This window comes from Aureivirga marina (assembly GCF_015767265.1).
Taxonomy (GTDB): domain Bacteria; phylum Bacteroidota; class Bacteroidia; order Flavobacteriales; family Flavobacteriaceae; genus Aureivirga; species Aureivirga marina.
Map to the genome: position 1 here is coordinate 507116 of NZ_JADPIB010000002.1, position 17498 is coordinate 524613.

Genomic DNA, 17498 nt, shown 5'->3' on the forward strand with positions numbered 1-17498 from the left:
TTTATATCACTTTTTATCAATATTCTCTTCTGGATTTATCATAAATAACTCAATTAGCTCGATAACTTCATTCAAATCATTAAGTTGAAATTCTTTTTTCTTAACATAATCATTTGAAACATAATTTATTCCTTCAAAATTATATTTATTTTTTCCACAACAAAAATAATATGGTTTAGGATTATTTTTATCAAAATGTACATTGATAAAAAATTTATTTTTCGTTATGAATAAAATTTGTTCAAAATCTGTAAACTTTTCTAAGTTATTCAATAAACTATTTTTACAAATTGTCCATCCAGCATGAATTTTTAAAGAAACTAAATCTTTTGCATCTGGATTTAAAATTTTTTCTAAATCTCTATTAATAACTTCTAGATTTTTATCACTTTTTTCAACATCAGGAATCCGATCAAAAATATCTCTATTCCATATTCCGTTTTCAATTTTGTCTTTTGAATAATATAATGTGTATCCAATATTTTCATCAGTAAAATACACATCTACTACTTCTTTTGTTTTTTGATTAATTCCATTAAAAATTAAAATATCTTCCAAATAATCATCTTCAATCATTCTATTAACAGCAACATGCCAACATTCATTAATTTTTAATTTTCTAAAATCTTTGTTATTCATTAGTTCAATTATTTTTGATTGAAATCTGTATAATAAAATCGAAAAGAAATAAAAATTATTTCCTTAAAAAAGAAAAACCCAATTTAGAACTGGGTTTTTATTATCATTAATTTATTCTATTTTCAATATATTATATTTTGAAGCTATAATTTCAATATAACTATCAGCTCCTACAATAAGAAAATGTTTTAATTTCAATCTATTTAATGGATCATATATCTTATTATTTTTTTCAAGTTTTTTTGAATTATCAACTTGGTAAAATCCCGAATCAGGATGATAATTATTTTCTTTCCAAAATTCCAAATCAGTTAATCCTTCATTTATTTTAAAAATTTCAAATTCATTTTCATCATATTTTTCAAAAAAATTTAGAGAAATACAATTAATTTCAGCTACAATTTCAAATTCAATTTTAATAGTATTATATGAATCATTTTTTAAATAATTTTTAAAACTTAAAACATCTAATAATATCTCCGTTTTATTTCGTTCTGTGTATTTAACTAATAAATCTGTTGTTGAAATTTCAAAATTTACTTCTTCAGGTATTAATATTTTCATGGTTTTGAAAAATATTAAATTGAATATTTATTGCTTAATTTTATTAGCTTTAAGTTATTCTTTAGCTTATTATTAATTGTTAACTCATATAATCAAACCAAAAATTTGATCTATTAATATTCATCATATCTCCTAAAAATTTCTTTTTTCTAAAATTAAATTTTTGAATATTAAAATCTTCATTCATAGTAAAAAAAAACAATTCCATATCAACCTTATTCAACCTTAAATCAATATAACTTTCAAGTTCAATATATAGTTTTTTAAAAAAAGTATATTCAAGAAAATTATTAAAAATTTTCATGTTAACTTCCCTCCAATAAAAACAAGAACTATTAGACTGAAATTCATAAAAAAGAGTTGATTCATAACACATTTTAGTTTCTTTATAAAAAAGATTTTCTTTTTCAGAAAATAAAAAAACCGAAAAAAACAAAAACATTGAATATTTCCCTTCAATATTTAAATAATTCCAAAATGATTCTCTATTTAATTCAATAGTATTATTAAGAGCAATAAAAGTATTAAATAAACTAACCCATTCTAGGTTTTTATTATTGTTTATTTTCTTAATCAATATTTTTAAAAATTCATGTAACAATTTATTGTAACATTCTATTCCAATAACTTTAATTATAGCATTTTTATTAATAAAAAGTGCATCATTAAATTCATTTCCTATTAATTTAGAATTTTTATTACCGTTTTTAGACTGCATTTCAATAATATTCCTTAAATAAAATGGTTTAATATATTGAAATAAATCTTTTTGAATTTCTTCTGAATATTTTAAGTCTGTCGCAAAATTATATAAAATTAAATCATGATAATCTTTATTATTTTTTCTCAAAAATTCAGAAAAAATTTCCTTATCTGTTTCATATAATTTCATTTTTATATCAATCATTTTTTTCTCTATTGACAAATTTTTGGAACTTTTGTATCTGACCCTTTTGGAGGAGACAAATTAGCTACTTTATTTATATTTGGATATTTTTCTAAAACCTTATCCATAATACCTCTAATTCTAGCTTGATCTAATCCTTCACGTAAATTTTTTAATGCTGATTTAATTTCTCCTTCATGAGTTCGCCAACCTTGACTCGGTGGTCTCATTGCACCAGTTATTTGCTCTCTAATTCGATGAATTACACCATGAAATCCTCTACTTCCAAAATTACGTTTATTTCTATATGCAACTTCTCCTATTTTATCTATAAGTTCGTTATCTGTTAAATTTCTAAAGTTTATTAATCCTAAAGGATCAATATTATTATTTAAATCTTCTACATAAGAATACATATTAGGCATTCCTCCAGCAAGCCCAATCGGATCCTGAGAAATAAACGTTCCTATATCTGTACAATAATAGCGAAAACGATTGTAATACAAGCCTGTTTCATGATCATGATATTGCCTTTGATATTATAATAAAAAAGTTCAATATAAAAATTGAACTTTTTTAAATATTTTTTAATTATTCTTTATTATTAATTTTAATAAATCACTCATAGATTTATCATTTCCATTTTTTCTTTTATCAGAAAATGGGATTAATTCTTCAATAATATTTATTTTTTTTTTGTCACAATTTTTAATTAGAGAATTTAATCTTAGCATGGCATCTCTATAGTCAGGCTCTAAATTCATAATTATTTCTAATAATAATTCTTTTTTAAAATTGTAGTTTCTTTTACTCATTATAAAATCAAATCTAAATTTTTCTGTATTTGAAATTGCATTCCAAATAGCAATTCTTTCATTAATCTTTAAATTCAAAAAAGAATCTAATAACTCTTCTTGTAGAGGCTCAATAATATCTATTTTTTTATTATTTTCTTCTTGAGCTCTCTTTTTTAATTTATTTTTCCAATCAACTTCTTTAATATTTATCTCTGGTGAATCTTGAGATATTAAAATTAATTCTTTATCAATTTCTAAAATTTTTTCTATTATAATTTCCATTTACATTTAATTAATAACTTTACTTACATGAGGGAGGTATCATTTTTCCATTCTTTTCTTTATAACCAGCTTTATCTAACATTTCTAATTCATCAGCATAAACTGAAGGAATATTTAATTTTTTATTCCATAAATTATCTAATGTTTTATCAGAAACCAATTTAAATGTTGCCTTACTATCTATTAATCCTTGCATCCATGCCTTATTTACTCCTGGGCTCCACCTTCCTGATTGTAAAACATGATAACCAGGCATTTTTTTGTATTTAGCTGTATCTTTAATATTTCCAATAACAGGTGTTTTACTAGTATTATATGCTTCATTATACCATTTCCAACCTTCTTGCATATCAAGAGAATTAGACTTAGGATTATTCCATTTCATGTGATTACTATCAACAAAAGTATCTTTAAAAGCTTTCTGAAAATCTTCAAATGAGGCAATTTTCAATCCAAATTGATCAATATATATATTATTATCTTTTGTATAACCATAAATATTTGGATTATTTCCAGCAAGTCTAATCGGATCCTGAGAAATAAACGTTCCTATTTCTGTACAATAATAGCGAAAACGATTGTAATACAAGCCTGTTTCATAATCATGATATTGTCCTTGATATCGAAATGGAATAAAAGAACGTTTCCCTTCAATACTACGCACTTTCCCATAAATATCCAATTCACATGACCATACTTTTTGACCGTTTTTATCGTAAGCAGCAGTCGGTGTTCCTAAGTAATCTGTGATAATCGAATAACTTTGCTCATTTTGAAGCTTCGCAATCGGTACAAATGTTCCTTCCTCAAAAACCCAAGTAATCAAATCTTTTGGAATCTCTTGTTGTAATTCTCCATTTTCATTAATACTCCTTGTAGTTTCCTCTGTTTTACAAGTCCATTGATGAATCGGAACATCTCCATTCCAAACAAAATATGTAGTTTCTTCTCCAAAAGTTTTGGTCAATCTTCTTCCTAAAGCATCGTATGTAAAACTAACTTTTGCTCCATCAGGACGAACAACTTCTCCAAGCATTCCCTTTTGATTCCAATGATATTTCCACTTCTCAAATAGATTCGATTTCTCTATTAAATTTCCTATCGCATCATATTTATACTTGAATTTCTCATCTTTTAAAAGCTGCCCTGCTTCTCCATATTTTCTATCCTTCTTTTCTGGAGTTTTAAACAAATTACCCACTTCATCTGGTAGCTTATAAATTTGTTTAAATCTATCATAAGTTCCATAAGCCAAATTCCCAAATGCATCATGATGAAATAAAACTTCTTTGTTTTGCAATTCATCAATTATCGCTGTCAATCGGTTATTAACATCCCAGTGATACGATTTTTTGATAGACATCTTCTCATGAACACTCACACTATGTCTTTGCGGACGTCCTGAACTATCATACAACCACTGTGAGCGTAATCCTCCTGGCAAGGTTCTCTCTAATTCTAATCCTAATTCATTTCTTAAATATCCTACTTCCCATTTGCTTTCTTGTTGAGTAGCACTTGTGTGAATAATATCTCCTTGTTTGTCACGCGTAACTTCAATATTTGCTCCCAAACTCGAAGTAATATTTGTTCGCTGACCTTGCCTGTCATAGGTACTTTCAATACAAATATCATTTTGATATTCCTTTAAAACGCGACCTAATGCATCTCGCTCCAAACGAACATTTCCATGAATATTTGCCGCTTCTATCAACAATCCATTTTTATCATAAGTGAATAATTCCTCACTCTTATCATCATGAATTATCTTGCTGATATTTCCTAAAGTATCATAAGTGTAATTTGTAATTTTATGATCAGGAGTAATCACTTTTTCTACATTTCCTCCTGCATTTCGGCGATATTCTCGTTTTAATCCATCATATCCACTTTCTTCAATTAAATTCCCTAATTCATCTCTTTTGAAGTGATAAATATTTTTATGTTCATTTGTAATCGAAAGTAATTGATCATTTTTATCATACAAAAATTGAATCTCTGTATTATTTTCCGAGCGACTTAGCATTCTTCCTGTCGGACTATAAGAAAATGCAACATCATGATATTTATCTTTTGCTTTGACAATATTGTCCATCGCATCATATTCAAAATCTACATGATTTCCATCTTCAGTGTCCACAGTCTTTACACGTCCTAAATCATCATACTGAAAAAAGGATTTTATCTTACTGTCCGCAACCTGCTCTACTTGTCCATTTTTATTGTATTTCCATGCAACTTCTCGACCATTTTCCATCGTCATTTTCTCAACACGACCTCTTTTATCATAAGATAAATCAATCTCAGAGCCGTTGGATTCCACAATTTTAATCAATAAATCATCCTTATATTTAAAATTACTTACATCTCCATCTGGTCCAATTTTCGAAGTCAATAAACCTCTCTCGTCATATTCCCAAATCCAAACTGCATCATTCGGATTTTTAGCCATCGTCAAACGATTATTCTCATAAATAAACTGACTAGTTGCGCCATTTGGCAAGCGAATCGAAGTTTGATTTCCATAGTCGTCATACCCATAATAAGTATGTAATCCCATCTTATCGGTATAACGAATAATTTCATTATCAATATTAAATTCCCACGATTCTGAATTCCCTAAAGCATCTGTCGTTTGAATAATCTGACCATCTGAAATTGTATGCACAGTTTTTGCTCCTAAAGCATCCGTTACAATCGTTTTTCCTTTTGCAAAAGTGAATTTTTCGTTTAAAACTTTTGTATCATATCCACGCTCAATACATTTTGGCTCTTCTGATTTTTCTTCATATTTCCAAAATTGTTTTGCGCCATTGGCATTTATTTTTTCAATTAATAAAGCACCATCATATCCATATTGCGTTTCTTGTCCGATTGAATCAATTCCTTTTAAAAGCTTTTTGTCTTCTGAATATTTATAGCGAACAAGATCTTTTTCTTTATTATAATAATGATTAAAAGTAAACACAGATTTCAGCAATCCGTTGGCATAATAAGTCACGAAAAATTCTCGCTGCGTGCTATCAATTATCTTTTCTAATTTTCCTTCTTGATTATAAGAAAAAACAATTTCAAAACGCAAACGTGAGATTTTACTTAGCAAAAATCGACGTCTATTTGTTGGAGAAAATAAACTTACTTTTTCCTTGTAATGATACGTTAAATTCGCATTGTAATCTTCTATTTCAATACCATCTTTAGTATGGCGATAAATAATTTTATCTTCATTTAAAACAGCCTCGTCTCCTAGACTCAAATAAGGCATTTCTAAAATATTTCCATTATCATTTTGCCAGAAAAAACTATCTAAAGCTTCATCAATCTCTACATATTGATCGTAATTAAAATGCCAATGTTTGTGGTAAGTGTCTTCCCTCTCTACAAAGGAAAATATATTGCGTGTCCAACGAAAAGGAATTGGACCATCGTAAAAAATATCTTCTTCATGCAATACAAATTCTCCAGTTACTAAATTAATCATATGAATATTTTTAAAGGAAGTTTAGCAATTACACCCAAGGCGTTTTTTCTTTTTTAATTTCTTGAATAGTTTTCCAGCCTTTTTTAATAAAAACTTCAAACCACATTGTGAAAGAAGACTCATTAAAACTCCTGCTACATCGGGAACTTGTGGACCACCAACAAAAACAGGCATTCCTCCAGCCATTGGTAAAGAAACAGATGTTGGTAAATATTTTTCTGCTCCACCCAAAGGCATTCCAATACAACTACAAGTCATCATATTAAAAGTTGAAACACTTGTATAAGAACCATCTGTTTTAACAGTCATACTTCCAAAAAAATGAATTCCTTCATGAGCAATCATTGGAGCTGTTGATGGGTGAAACCCTGCTCCTAAAGGAATATGAGCCATTGTTCCAAGCGTACTAATTGTACCTGCATTTGCTCTTTTTTGTTTGTTTACGTGCACTTGTGTACCTACAACAGGGATATAATCTAATGGGTCCATAATAATTCCGATATATGGGTGTGGAATCGGAACTGGAGCTGGTGAAGGTGGAATGGTAACCATATGCACATCTACACCCGTTACCATATTTAAATGTTTAGATGCTAATAACATATTTTATAAAATTTAAGCGTTAGATAATTGTGGAGTTTGTTGTTCTAACCAATCGTTATTTTTCCAATTTTCACCCCAAATATTTATACAGAATTCTGAAATTTCTTCTTTTAATTGAATTTCCTGATTTTCCATAGCAAATGTGTATAATCGTTGACAAATTAAAAGAAGTGAAGAATATTGTTGTAAACTTATATCTAAGTTTTTTCCATAATCAAAAGCATTAGTTAAATAAGTAACAGCTTCTTTTGTTTGCCCTAATTTTTCACTGATAAAAGCAGAAAAACGCAATGCTTCAATATAAATCATATCATTTTTTTGCTGTAAAGCACCTTCGGCAGTTTTTTCATACATTTCTAACGATTCTCTAAAAGATTTCATCGTGTATAAAGTTGCTGCTTGGAAATGATAAGATTGTAATAAAATTGCTCCTAAAACAATATCTGTATTACCTTTATCTCCTATAATTTTTTCAATTTTTTTATAACATTCCAATGCACTTTGGAATTTTTTAAATTGAAACCAATTACTTCCATAAGCCAAATAAACTGTTGCTAAAGTATCTACTGCTTTCGTTTTTTTTGCAATAGAAATAGCTTTATCTCCCCAATGAACCATATCTTTTTGGTTATTTTTAGAAGTAGCTTCGGCCATTTCCATAATACATAAATTAATTCCAACATTTGGATCATTTTGATCTCCTGCAGCCATTGCTTCTTTATAAGCTTTTGCCATATTTAAATTTGGAACTAAAACTGCTTTTTCAATGTGCGATGGAATATCAGAAAACAAAGGACGTTCTTTTAAATCTACGATTCCAATACGTAAATTAGAAGGTAATTTTTCTAAACAAGCATAAATCCATGTTTTAAAACTTGGATTACCTATAAAACCATTTGGAAAAAGATTTAATACAATTTTTGTTTTAGAATCAATTGCCATTGCAAAAGAAGCCATACACATAATAAATCTCCAAATTCCATCTTTCTGATTTTCTGCATATTTTGAAGAATCCCAATTTGGAATTACACTTTTATCTATAATTTCATCATGAGCATTTGCATCATTCCATAAAGAAATCCAAGCATTCGTCAAATCATTTCCAAAAGTTTCTGCATTGACAAACGGAACATCAAAATTGATAAATAAATCTGGAATCTTCCCTTGGTCAGAAGCTTCTAACATACAAAAACCTTTGACCATTCGAACTTCCTCTCTATCTAATTCCCAAAGAATACATTGCGTATTTTTACTTACTTTCTTATTCCATAAAACTTGCATTTGTGATATTCTGTAAGTAAAAGGATTTTCATCTTTAAATGTTTTCATTAATTTAAATTTAAAATTCCTCCTTTGATATTCGTCATTGCTGTACCATTGATATCAACAGTTGCATTTGCTTCTAATTTATAAGTTGCATGCTTTTCTTCTTTTGCTTTTGATTCAACAGACATACTTGCACCACTTGAAATTCCAACAGTAGTTTCACCTTTGACTTGAACTTCTTTAGAATTTACATCTACCTTATTATCTCCTTTAATTGTTACAGAATTTTCTGCATTTAAAGTGATATCTTTAGAGTTTAATGTCAAACTTTTTGGAGCTGAAATGGTAATTGTTTCATCTCCATTTAAAACTATACTATTTCCACTCGGATCACTTACAGTAATACTTCCCTTTCCATTTGTATCATCAATAGTAATTGTTGCACCACTTCGAGTTGTAATACTTTTAGTCTTATTTTTATCACTTCCTCCTGCTCCTGTAACACCTGTAAACATACTTCCCATTACAAAAGGTCTAGAAGGATCATTATAATTAAACCCAACCATTACTTGATCGCCTGCTTCAGGAATAAAAACATATCCACGATTTTGTCCAACTTCATCACTTTTTCCTGCATCAGGACTCATCACACGAATCCAACTAGTTTTCATCTCTCCCGTTTGCCATTGAAATTGAACTTGTACACGTCCTTTCTTTTTTGGATCCTCATTGCTTAAAACAGTAGCAATTTGAGCTTCTGCAATTGCTTCTTGAAAAGTCGATGCTGGTAATTTTTTAACTGTAGACGAAATAGCTTCAAGTTGGTTTTCATACTGTCCAGAACCTGTAGCTCGGTGTTTTATTTTTGTAACAAAATATTCACCATGTATTTTCTCTTCAAAGTTTTTTTCTTTAAATAAAGCAGAACTTACTTTAACAATTGATCCAACTCCAATTCCTTGTTTTGTACTTGTGGCTGTTAATCTATGTAAATCCGATGCTAATTTATTTTGTTTTGAAACTAATACTTCATCCATTTGACTTTTGTCCGGAAGTGGTGGAACTGTCATATTATGAGAACGAAAAGCAAATAGTTTTTTCGCTGCTGTAAAAGCATTATGTCCTAATTCATTTAATCCTTCAGGAGCATTTAATGAAGGAGAAATATTTTGTTGATCTGCTAAAGCATTATAACCATATTCTTGGAAATTATTATGTTTTACTTCAATTGAAATATCAATATTAGAAGCATCTTTTCCATATTCTAAAGTTACAGCTGAAGATTTTTGAGGTTTTCCAAAAATCAATTTCACACCATCATAATAAAATCCTTCTTGATAAATTCCAGACATTCGCTTTAAAAAATCAAAATGAGATTCTTTATATTGTGATTGGTATTCAATTGCAGAACTATAATCCGTATCAACTTTGACAGTCAAACCTACTGAATCGGAAATATCTTCAACTATTTTTTTTAATGGTGAACCTAACCAAGATTGATTATGCGAATGCGTTTCTAATAAAATTGTATCTGAAAATCCACTCACAACAATATGACCATGATGACCATATTCATGAGAAAGACGAACTTCTGTAGCTTTTCCTAAAAACTCTTTTTCTCCAAAGCCTATTACAACAGAAGAGCCAAGCCAGTTTTTTGATTTATCTAAAGTGTGAGAACCTTGTGTTTCTACTACTTCAAGATCTAATATAATTCGAAAAAAATGGTGTTCGTTTATGGATTGTTCTAAAATAATATCTTCAAAATGGGAAATCTTTTTCCCATCGATACTGAGATTAATAATCGGTTTCAATAGGGGATGTATTTGAAAAAGTTAATAATATTATTTAGAGAGCTTAATTCTTTAGAATCAAGCAAAAAAATTAGGAGTAAACGGTCGTTTACTCCTATAAATTCTTATAAAAAATTAAGCTACTGGCCAACGGTTTTCGATAGCAGCATTTCCAACAGACATTTCTTCTGCTGAGAAAGTAACTCTAATTTTCATCGGTGTTTCTCCTGATACATCTAAAGTTTCTCTATAATATACGATGTAAGCATTTTTGAAAATGATTTCTTTCATTTTTGAATCTTCATCTGTCTTTTTATAGATTACTTTCCCTTCAGTCATTTTAAATTGACTGTTTAACATTGCTTCTAAAACTGAAGTATCTGCTGTTGATTCAATTTCTACAGTGATACGTCCTCCGTAAACTCCTGATGCTGGTTTTCCTTTTTTATCAGTATCTCTACTGAATTCGTAGTTTGAGTATAAAACGTCAAAATTTTTACCTCCTAGTTCTAATGATGCTCTAAATGAACCCATAGTAATTTTAAATTTTTAAAGTGAATAATAATTGATTTAATCGCTCCTTGACTAGTATTGAAGCATTGTTTTTTTGAGAATTAAACCATCTTATCAAAAAGAATAAAGTAAACTGAATCAGGCAGTATTTTAAATATATGTTCTCTTAATATAGCCTATGACCTTTTATTTTTTGAGAAAGATAAAGATTATAAATTGTCATAAAAACATAACGAATATAGTTAATATTTTAAATTTAAAAAAATTAAATAGTTAATTTTTTCTATTTTACATATTATTTTAACACTTAAACCTATTGTTTTTAAGCAAAATTCAATAAAAAAACCATGCAAATTCAACATTTTTATGGTTTTTGTATATTATTTTACAAATCAGTAAATTACCTCTATAGAAAATTAAATCTGTATAAAGAAAAAGTATTTCAAATTATTTTGTAATTCCTTCTTCTTCTATCAATTTATTATATTCTAATTGTTCTTTGTATTTATTTTTTATATAATCTTTCAATAATTCATTTCCAAAATATTCATTTTCTTTAATCATTTCTACTTCTTTTGGATTCTCTTCTATATATTCAAAAATCAAATGAGTTTTGAAAGAATTTTCATTTTCAGTTTTTAAAATTGTTTCCAAAGTTTTAGAAATAATTTCAGATTTTTCCATTTCATCTTCAAATTCATCTGGATGTTTAGGAATATAATTATTTAAAAAAGCTAATAAAGATTTACAATAAGGTAAATAAAGATTGTTTTTATCCGCATTCAAAGAATCATTTTTAACAACAAAATTTAAAAACTCTTCTTGTGGAAGCACATTTTTATTTTTACTCTTTAAACCAAAACAAATTACACCAATCATTTCTTTATTTTCACTTAAACATGTATCAAAGACAGCTTTGGTTATTTTTGAATCTTTTACATAAGAAAATTTCAATAATAAATTCTGTAAAAATTGGAAATCATCTGAAATCAATGAAGGTAATCTTGATTTGTTATTATTTAAAAAATATAAGTTTCGATTTATAATTTTGTTTGGAATATGAATTTTATAATCTTTCTCATTAAATGTAATCAAATCTGAAATTAAAAAATTATCTAATAATATTGATTTATCAAAGGAAATCATGGAAGCTCCATTTTCAGAATAATTTGTCAATTGATTATAATGATAATCAATCAATTCATCAGTATTTTTCAAAGGATTCCATGTATCTGTTTCTTTGTTATAAACATGAAATGCATCAACAAATACAAAAGCAACATCATTTTTGTCATCTATCAAATAAAAATCGTTGTTTTCTTTATTCGGATTAAATTCACCAAAAATACTTTCAATATTAGATCTAAATTCATTAGAATCCTTTTTTTGAAATCCTTGCATTCTTAGTCCTTCAGCTATAATCATAGAAATAATAGAAAAATCCTCAGAATTTAATTGATAGGTTTCATCTTTTAAATCATCTGCAATACCATCTGAAACATAGTTTTCTTGTAACTTTTGATGTTTTTTTATTTTTTTAATTTCATTTTCATTCATTGTATTATAATTTTGAGAAGTCGTGTTACTACTTATCCAAACAGCTATTTTTTCTGGTTTTTTAGCAATTTCTTCTTTATTCGTAGGAAATTCTATTTCTGAAAAATCAACATTTACAAATAACCAATTACGCTTTTCAGCTTTCTTGACTGCCAATAATTCCAAAGTAGTTCCCGAATTAACTTGACCGATTATTTCTGAATTTACATCTGGTTGATAACGAATATTTGCTTTATCACTTTCTACAAAAAGAATTATATCTCCCAAAAATGGATCTTCATCAACTTTTATTTTTGATCGTTTTTCATCTATTTTATTTGGTATTTCTGTTGTAGAAAAATATTGATATTCTTCATTTTGAAGAATTCCTATTTTCTTTTGTTTTAATGAATCAATTATTTCAGATTTTGCATTAGTTTCTACTTTTTTTTCTTTACAACTAATAAAAAAAAGCATTAAAATAGTTAAAAGTAAATTGTATTTTATCATCCTTAATTTGTCATATCTGAATTCGATCCAACTCCAATTTTAAATTTCTTACTAATTTCTTCAGATGAGGCATATTTCAATTCTTCATCTGTTAAATAATCAGCATCTGTTAATTTATATCCTGGTGGTAAAAAGAATCCAGCTAATTTTTTCGTTTTTGTTGTTTCTCCCATTTCCATACAAGTAATTTTTTGTGTTCCATTACTACCTGTACCTCCTTGATTTCCTCCTAAAATTAAATATTTTCCATCTTTTGTTTTTCCAACTAAAAATCCAACATGTCCTTTTTCTGAATTACTATAATTCGTATAAACAGCAATTGCTCCATAAACCAATTTATCACCTTCAATTTTTTCCATCGGAGATTTTCTATAAGATTGAGAAGCTGCACTTTCAGTACTTTTATAACTTGTTTGATTGATACACCAACTTACAAAACTAGAACACCAAGCCGTTTTATGACTAAAAGTAAAATTATTTATATCAGAATGATATCCTCTAATCATATATTTTAAAGGATTTTCAGATTCCATTTTTCCTTTAGATTTTATCGCCTCATTTACTGCAACATCAATCCATGGAGCTCGCTCAATCTCTCCAATTACTGGAGCTCCTATTTCACAACCTGCCGTTTCAAAAACTTTAGAAGACTCTACAAAAGCTTTTCTTCTTTTAACATAAGATTCTTTATGAGTTGCTACCAAAATAGAGACTCCATCTACTTCTCTAGAATCATTTAAATAATTTGAAATAATATGTAAACCTTTCATATACCAATATCCCATAGAAGAAATTGCTGCTCCACGTGGTTGTCCAACTTGATCTGGTGATTCTAATATATCTAATCCTAATATTTCTTTTGTGTATTTATTTACTTTTGAATAATTACTTTTCCCAGTTAATTGTATTAATCCACGACCTCTATATTTCCATCCATCTCCTTCAGCTGTATTTCCTAATTTATAACCTTTTCCTCTATTTTTATCTGCGTAAACTATGTTTGCAATTCCTTCTTGATCTGCACTTTGAACTCCACCATCACCCAATGCATTTAAATCCTTTCTTCCTAGTTCATCTACTTTACTTTTATTTTTTATAAAATAACTAAATGGGCTTTTATATTTCTTTCCTCCTCCTGTATATTTTCCTGTTAATTTTTTTTCAACATCTCCTTTCACCCAAGTTCCATCTCTATATTCAAATCCTTTTAATCTTGTTGAAGAATAATTCAAACTCTCATTTTTAATTTTTAAAGTCGTTCCAACTTCTACCATAACTTGAGCAAAAAAATGAGCTTTATTTAAACAAGAATTCATTCCAAAATCAATATAATTTTCATTAAACGCACTAACAATTCCTTGCAATTCGGAACTATTGGCTTTTGGAAATAATTTCTTTAATTGAGATAAACTAATCTCAGAATCGCAATTACTACAACTTGTATTTCCTCTTTTAATTTCAGCAACCTCAGTTAATACAGGAACTTTTTGAACTTTTTCTGGCTCAATAGCAATTGGTAAAGCGTGTAATTTAGTGTGACAAACCAATTGTTTACTCAACATTTCTTTAATCTCAATTGGACTTTCAGATAATTCTGTTGGTATTTCAATTTCAATTTGTTTTGCTTCTGGATCTATATATTTTTTCACAAAAGTCTCAGAATATCCACTATCTAATTGTTTTAAAACTTCTTTATCATCTTTTTTGATTTTTTCATAGACAACAGCTGTATAATCCACATAATCTGTATCAGCATCTATTTCTGGAACAGTAAATGTTGTTTCAACAATTCCTTTTTTAGATATTTTCTTATTTTCAATTCGTTTTACTTCAACAGCTTTCACCATTTTATTTGTGGAAGAATCAAAACTTTCTGCACTTTCTTTACAAGTGACTTCTTCATAAATTACAATTGTGATTTCCTTTCCAACCATTCCAGTGGTATGAACCCAAATTGCGTGTGTTTTTCCACTTGAAGTACTTCCATAAGAAATATTCGATTTACTCTCATCGCTAAAAACAACACTTTTTACTTTTTCTTGTTTCGTGATGAACAACCTTTCATTTGTATCTAAAACAACAAAATGCTGTATATTATCTTTCGTAATTACACTTGGTAATAAGTTTCCTTTCGTGTCTTTAATTTTATTTTCCTCTGCTAAATCAATAGATCTATTTTTTGTATCAAAAGACAATGTGTAAAATAATGGAACTTCTAAATTTGTCTTATCTGTATAAATACTTTCTATTTTTTCATTGTATTCCTTTGAAGTATTTATCATTATTTGTCCTTTCCCTTCATCATCAAACATCGCTTGTTTTTTCTCTAAAAAATATTTTTTTTCTTCATCAGAAATAATTTCTTTCAAAGTTTTTCCTGGTGCTTGAATCCAAACATTTATTGTTGCTCTTAACTTACTAACTCCTTTTAAATCAATAAAAGCATAACTCGATTCTTCAAAACCAGTCTGCCACCTTTTTCTTCCTGTACTATAAGCCCACAAAGCTTTTTCAAAAACGATATGAACCGAATTAATTTCAAATGTTTTTTTCTTGGTTTCATCAACAGAATCTCCTCCTGTTAAGTAAGAAGTCAATGTATATTTTCCTACTTTAAGAACAGAAATTGATCCATCATCATTTATTTTTATATTTCCTGCTGAAATATCTTCTGCTTTTGCTTCAAAAACTACTTTTTCATTTTCCAAAAGTTTAGAAAAAACAGTTTGAACAGTTGGTTTAATAGAGCTTCCAACTGGAATATTTTTAGATATTCCACTAACATTAGTTACAGAGTTTTTTGCAACTGTGAAAATATAACAATCAGCCCCCCTAAACTGTTTTTTACCTTCTTTTGCTTTTCCATAAACTTCCAAAACATATTTACCATAAGGGTTCGAAATATTTGCTTCAGAAATTAAATCTGATATTTTTTTCTCAATATCTAAACTTATAGCTTTAAACTTTGTAATTTCAACACCATCTTTTTGCAAATACCAATAAGCAACCTGCCCTGAAACATAATGTTCATTTACATTGGTAGATTTTTTATTTACTCGAACTTTAATTGAATCTGTCTTTCGTAAAACATTCGCACTATCAGCAATTACACTTTTTATACTTAAATTATCAACAATCTTTACTTTCTTAGTATGTTTATTTAAAGGATTTTTTTTGTCAAAAACAGTTATTTCATAATTTCCTTTATTTGAAAAAGTTGCTTTTAATATATTTTCACTTGCTTCAAAATGATCTTTTTTAGCTACATAATTATCATACATTGTAAGTATTTGACCTAAAAGATTATTTTCTTTATTAAATAAAACAGTTCTTCCTTTTTCTGTAATTTCTGCAACTTCCCAAGAAAGTACATGAGATTCTTTAGTATCAATCAAGTATTTTGCTTCAAATTCCATCAAGACATTACTCAAACCATTATCTCCATGTAAAGTAATTAACTTTTCAATTTTATTTTTAAAATGATGTATTTCAATACTTGTTGAACTTAATCTTGAAGAACTACTTCTACCATACGGTTCTATTCTATATTTTCCTTCAGGTAAATTTTCAGTATCTAAAACAAATGTTTCTCCATAATGCAAATAATTTAAATATTGCTCATATTTCGAACCATTCAATTTATAAATCATCCAATGGATTAAATCTTGATTTTTATTATATCTTTCCTTTGCTGTAAGTGTTATTTTCTTTCCTTTTTCCTTTTTTTCTAATTTTATGATTCCTTTTCCTTTTACTTCTGTACAAATATCTTCTTCATTATCATATTTTGCTGAAACTCGATCTACATATGGTTTGTTATTTTTTAATTTTTTCTTATCCAACATCGGATTTACCATATACAAATTTGGATTTCCAACAGTTCTTTCCTCCATAATTGCACTCACCTCGCTTCCTTGCCCATGCATTCCAATTTCAACTGTTCCTCCACCTGTACTACAAGTTCCTTTAGAACAACTTAATAATGGTTTTTGTCCAGCTTTTTCAATATCAATATTCTCATAAAAATCAGCCCAAACAATATTTGGAACACAAGGTCCATTATTTTTCGGTTTACAACTTCCAAAATTAAAACTTGATTGATCAACTTCTTTATTTGTAATTACTAATTTACTTTCAGCAATAACTACTTTTTTTGTTTTTGTAATTGCAATTGGCGGAATTGCATTTCCTTTTGAATTTGCAGCATTGGATTGATTACAGAAAAAAGTTGCTCCATCACAAACCAAATACCCAGTTTTTCCTCCTTTTTCAACACTTGCATCCACTGTTTCTTCAACAACATTTGTTTTTGAAGTTGAAAACTCATAAAATCGTTTTGCAACAAACGTATTATCAATTGCAACATTAGTACTTTTTGATGTTGTATTCCAAAACCTATCCATTAATGAATTTGTTTCAGGTTCTACAGAAACTTCTTCTAAAATTTGTGTACAACAGTTTCCTCCAGAATTTGGAACAATCAATTTTTGCCCAATCTGTAAATGATCTTTTAAACCTAAATTATTTTTTTTTGCAAGCTCACGAGAACTAACATTATGTTTTTTAGAAACTGAATATTGTGATTCTCCACTCTTTACAGTATGTTCAAAATTCCAATCTGCCATTTT

General features: G+C 27.9%; 12 protein-coding genes. All 12 read right to left on the reverse strand.

Annotated features, from left to right (window positions below; genetic code table 11):
* Positions 1–6 precede the first annotated feature (6 nt).
* The 12 genes from I1A51_RS06525 to I1A51_RS06580 all read right to left on the reverse strand — a co-directional run bounded on the left by I1A51_RS06525 (position 7) and on the right by I1A51_RS06580 (position 17495).
* On the reverse strand, positions 7–639 hold the full coding sequence (locus tag I1A51_RS06525; protein WP_196892250.1) for a hypothetical protein: 633 nt from the start codon (positions 637–639) through the stop codon (positions 7–9).
* Between the two features lie 111 nt (positions 640–750).
* Complete coding sequence (locus I1A51_RS06530) at positions 751–1203, reverse strand: hypothetical protein (protein WP_196892251.1); 453 nt, start codon at positions 1201–1203, stop codon at positions 751–753.
* Between the two features lie 79 nt (positions 1204–1282).
* On the reverse strand, positions 1283–2110 hold the full coding sequence (locus tag I1A51_RS06535; protein ID WP_196892253.1) for a hypothetical protein: 828 nt from the start codon (positions 2108–2110) through the stop codon (positions 1283–1285).
* Positions 2111–2118: 8 nt separating this feature from the next.
* Positions 2119–2595, reverse strand: a complete 477-nt coding sequence (locus tag I1A51_RS06540) for an RHS repeat-associated core domain-containing protein (protein ID WP_196892255.1) — start codon at positions 2593–2595, stop codon at positions 2119–2121.
* An 81-nt stretch (positions 2596–2676) separates the two neighbouring features.
* Positions 2677–3168 (reverse strand): hypothetical protein, encoded by a 492-nt coding sequence (locus tag I1A51_RS06545; protein WP_196892257.1) that lies wholly within the window; start codon positions 3166–3168, stop codon positions 2677–2679.
* A gap of 19 nt (positions 3169–3187) precedes the next feature.
* Positions 3188–6649, reverse strand: a complete 3462-nt coding sequence (locus I1A51_RS06550; RefSeq protein WP_196892259.1) for an RHS repeat-associated core domain-containing protein — start codon at positions 6647–6649, stop codon at positions 3188–3190.
* A 21-nt stretch (positions 6650–6670) separates the two neighbouring features.
* Positions 6671–7252, reverse strand: a complete 582-nt coding sequence (locus I1A51_RS06555; RefSeq protein ID WP_196892261.1) for a hypothetical protein — start codon at positions 7250–7252, stop codon at positions 6671–6673.
* A 12-nt stretch (positions 7253–7264) separates the two neighbouring features.
* Complete coding sequence (locus I1A51_RS06560; RefSeq protein ID WP_196892262.1) at positions 7265–8581, reverse strand: tetratricopeptide repeat protein; 1317 nt, start codon at positions 8579–8581, stop codon at positions 7265–7267.
* The gene (locus tag I1A51_RS06565) at positions 8581–10332 is read right to left on the reverse strand and encodes a type VI secretion system Vgr family protein (RefSeq protein ID WP_196892264.1); all 1752 of its coding nucleotides are present in this window, start codon (positions 10330–10332) and stop codon (positions 8581–8583) included. The genes I1A51_RS06560 and I1A51_RS06565 overlap by 1 nt, the downstream gene beginning before the upstream one ends.
* A 114-nt stretch (positions 10333–10446) precedes the next feature.
* Complete coding sequence (tssD, locus tag I1A51_RS06570) at positions 10447–10845, reverse strand: type VI secretion system tube protein TssD (protein WP_196892266.1); 399 nt, start codon at positions 10843–10845, stop codon at positions 10447–10449.
* Between the two features lie 426 nt (positions 10846–11271).
* Positions 11272–12870: an SH3 domain-containing protein gene (locus tag I1A51_RS06575; RefSeq protein ID WP_196892268.1), complete on the reverse strand. Its 1599-nt coding sequence runs from the start codon at positions 12868–12870 to the stop codon at positions 11272–11274.
* Positions 12871–12872: 2 nt separating this feature from the next.
* Positions 12873–17495, reverse strand: a complete 4623-nt coding sequence (locus I1A51_RS06580) for a LysM peptidoglycan-binding domain-containing protein (RefSeq protein WP_196892270.1) — start codon at positions 17493–17495, stop codon at positions 12873–12875.
* Positions 17496–17498 lie beyond the last annotated feature (3 nt).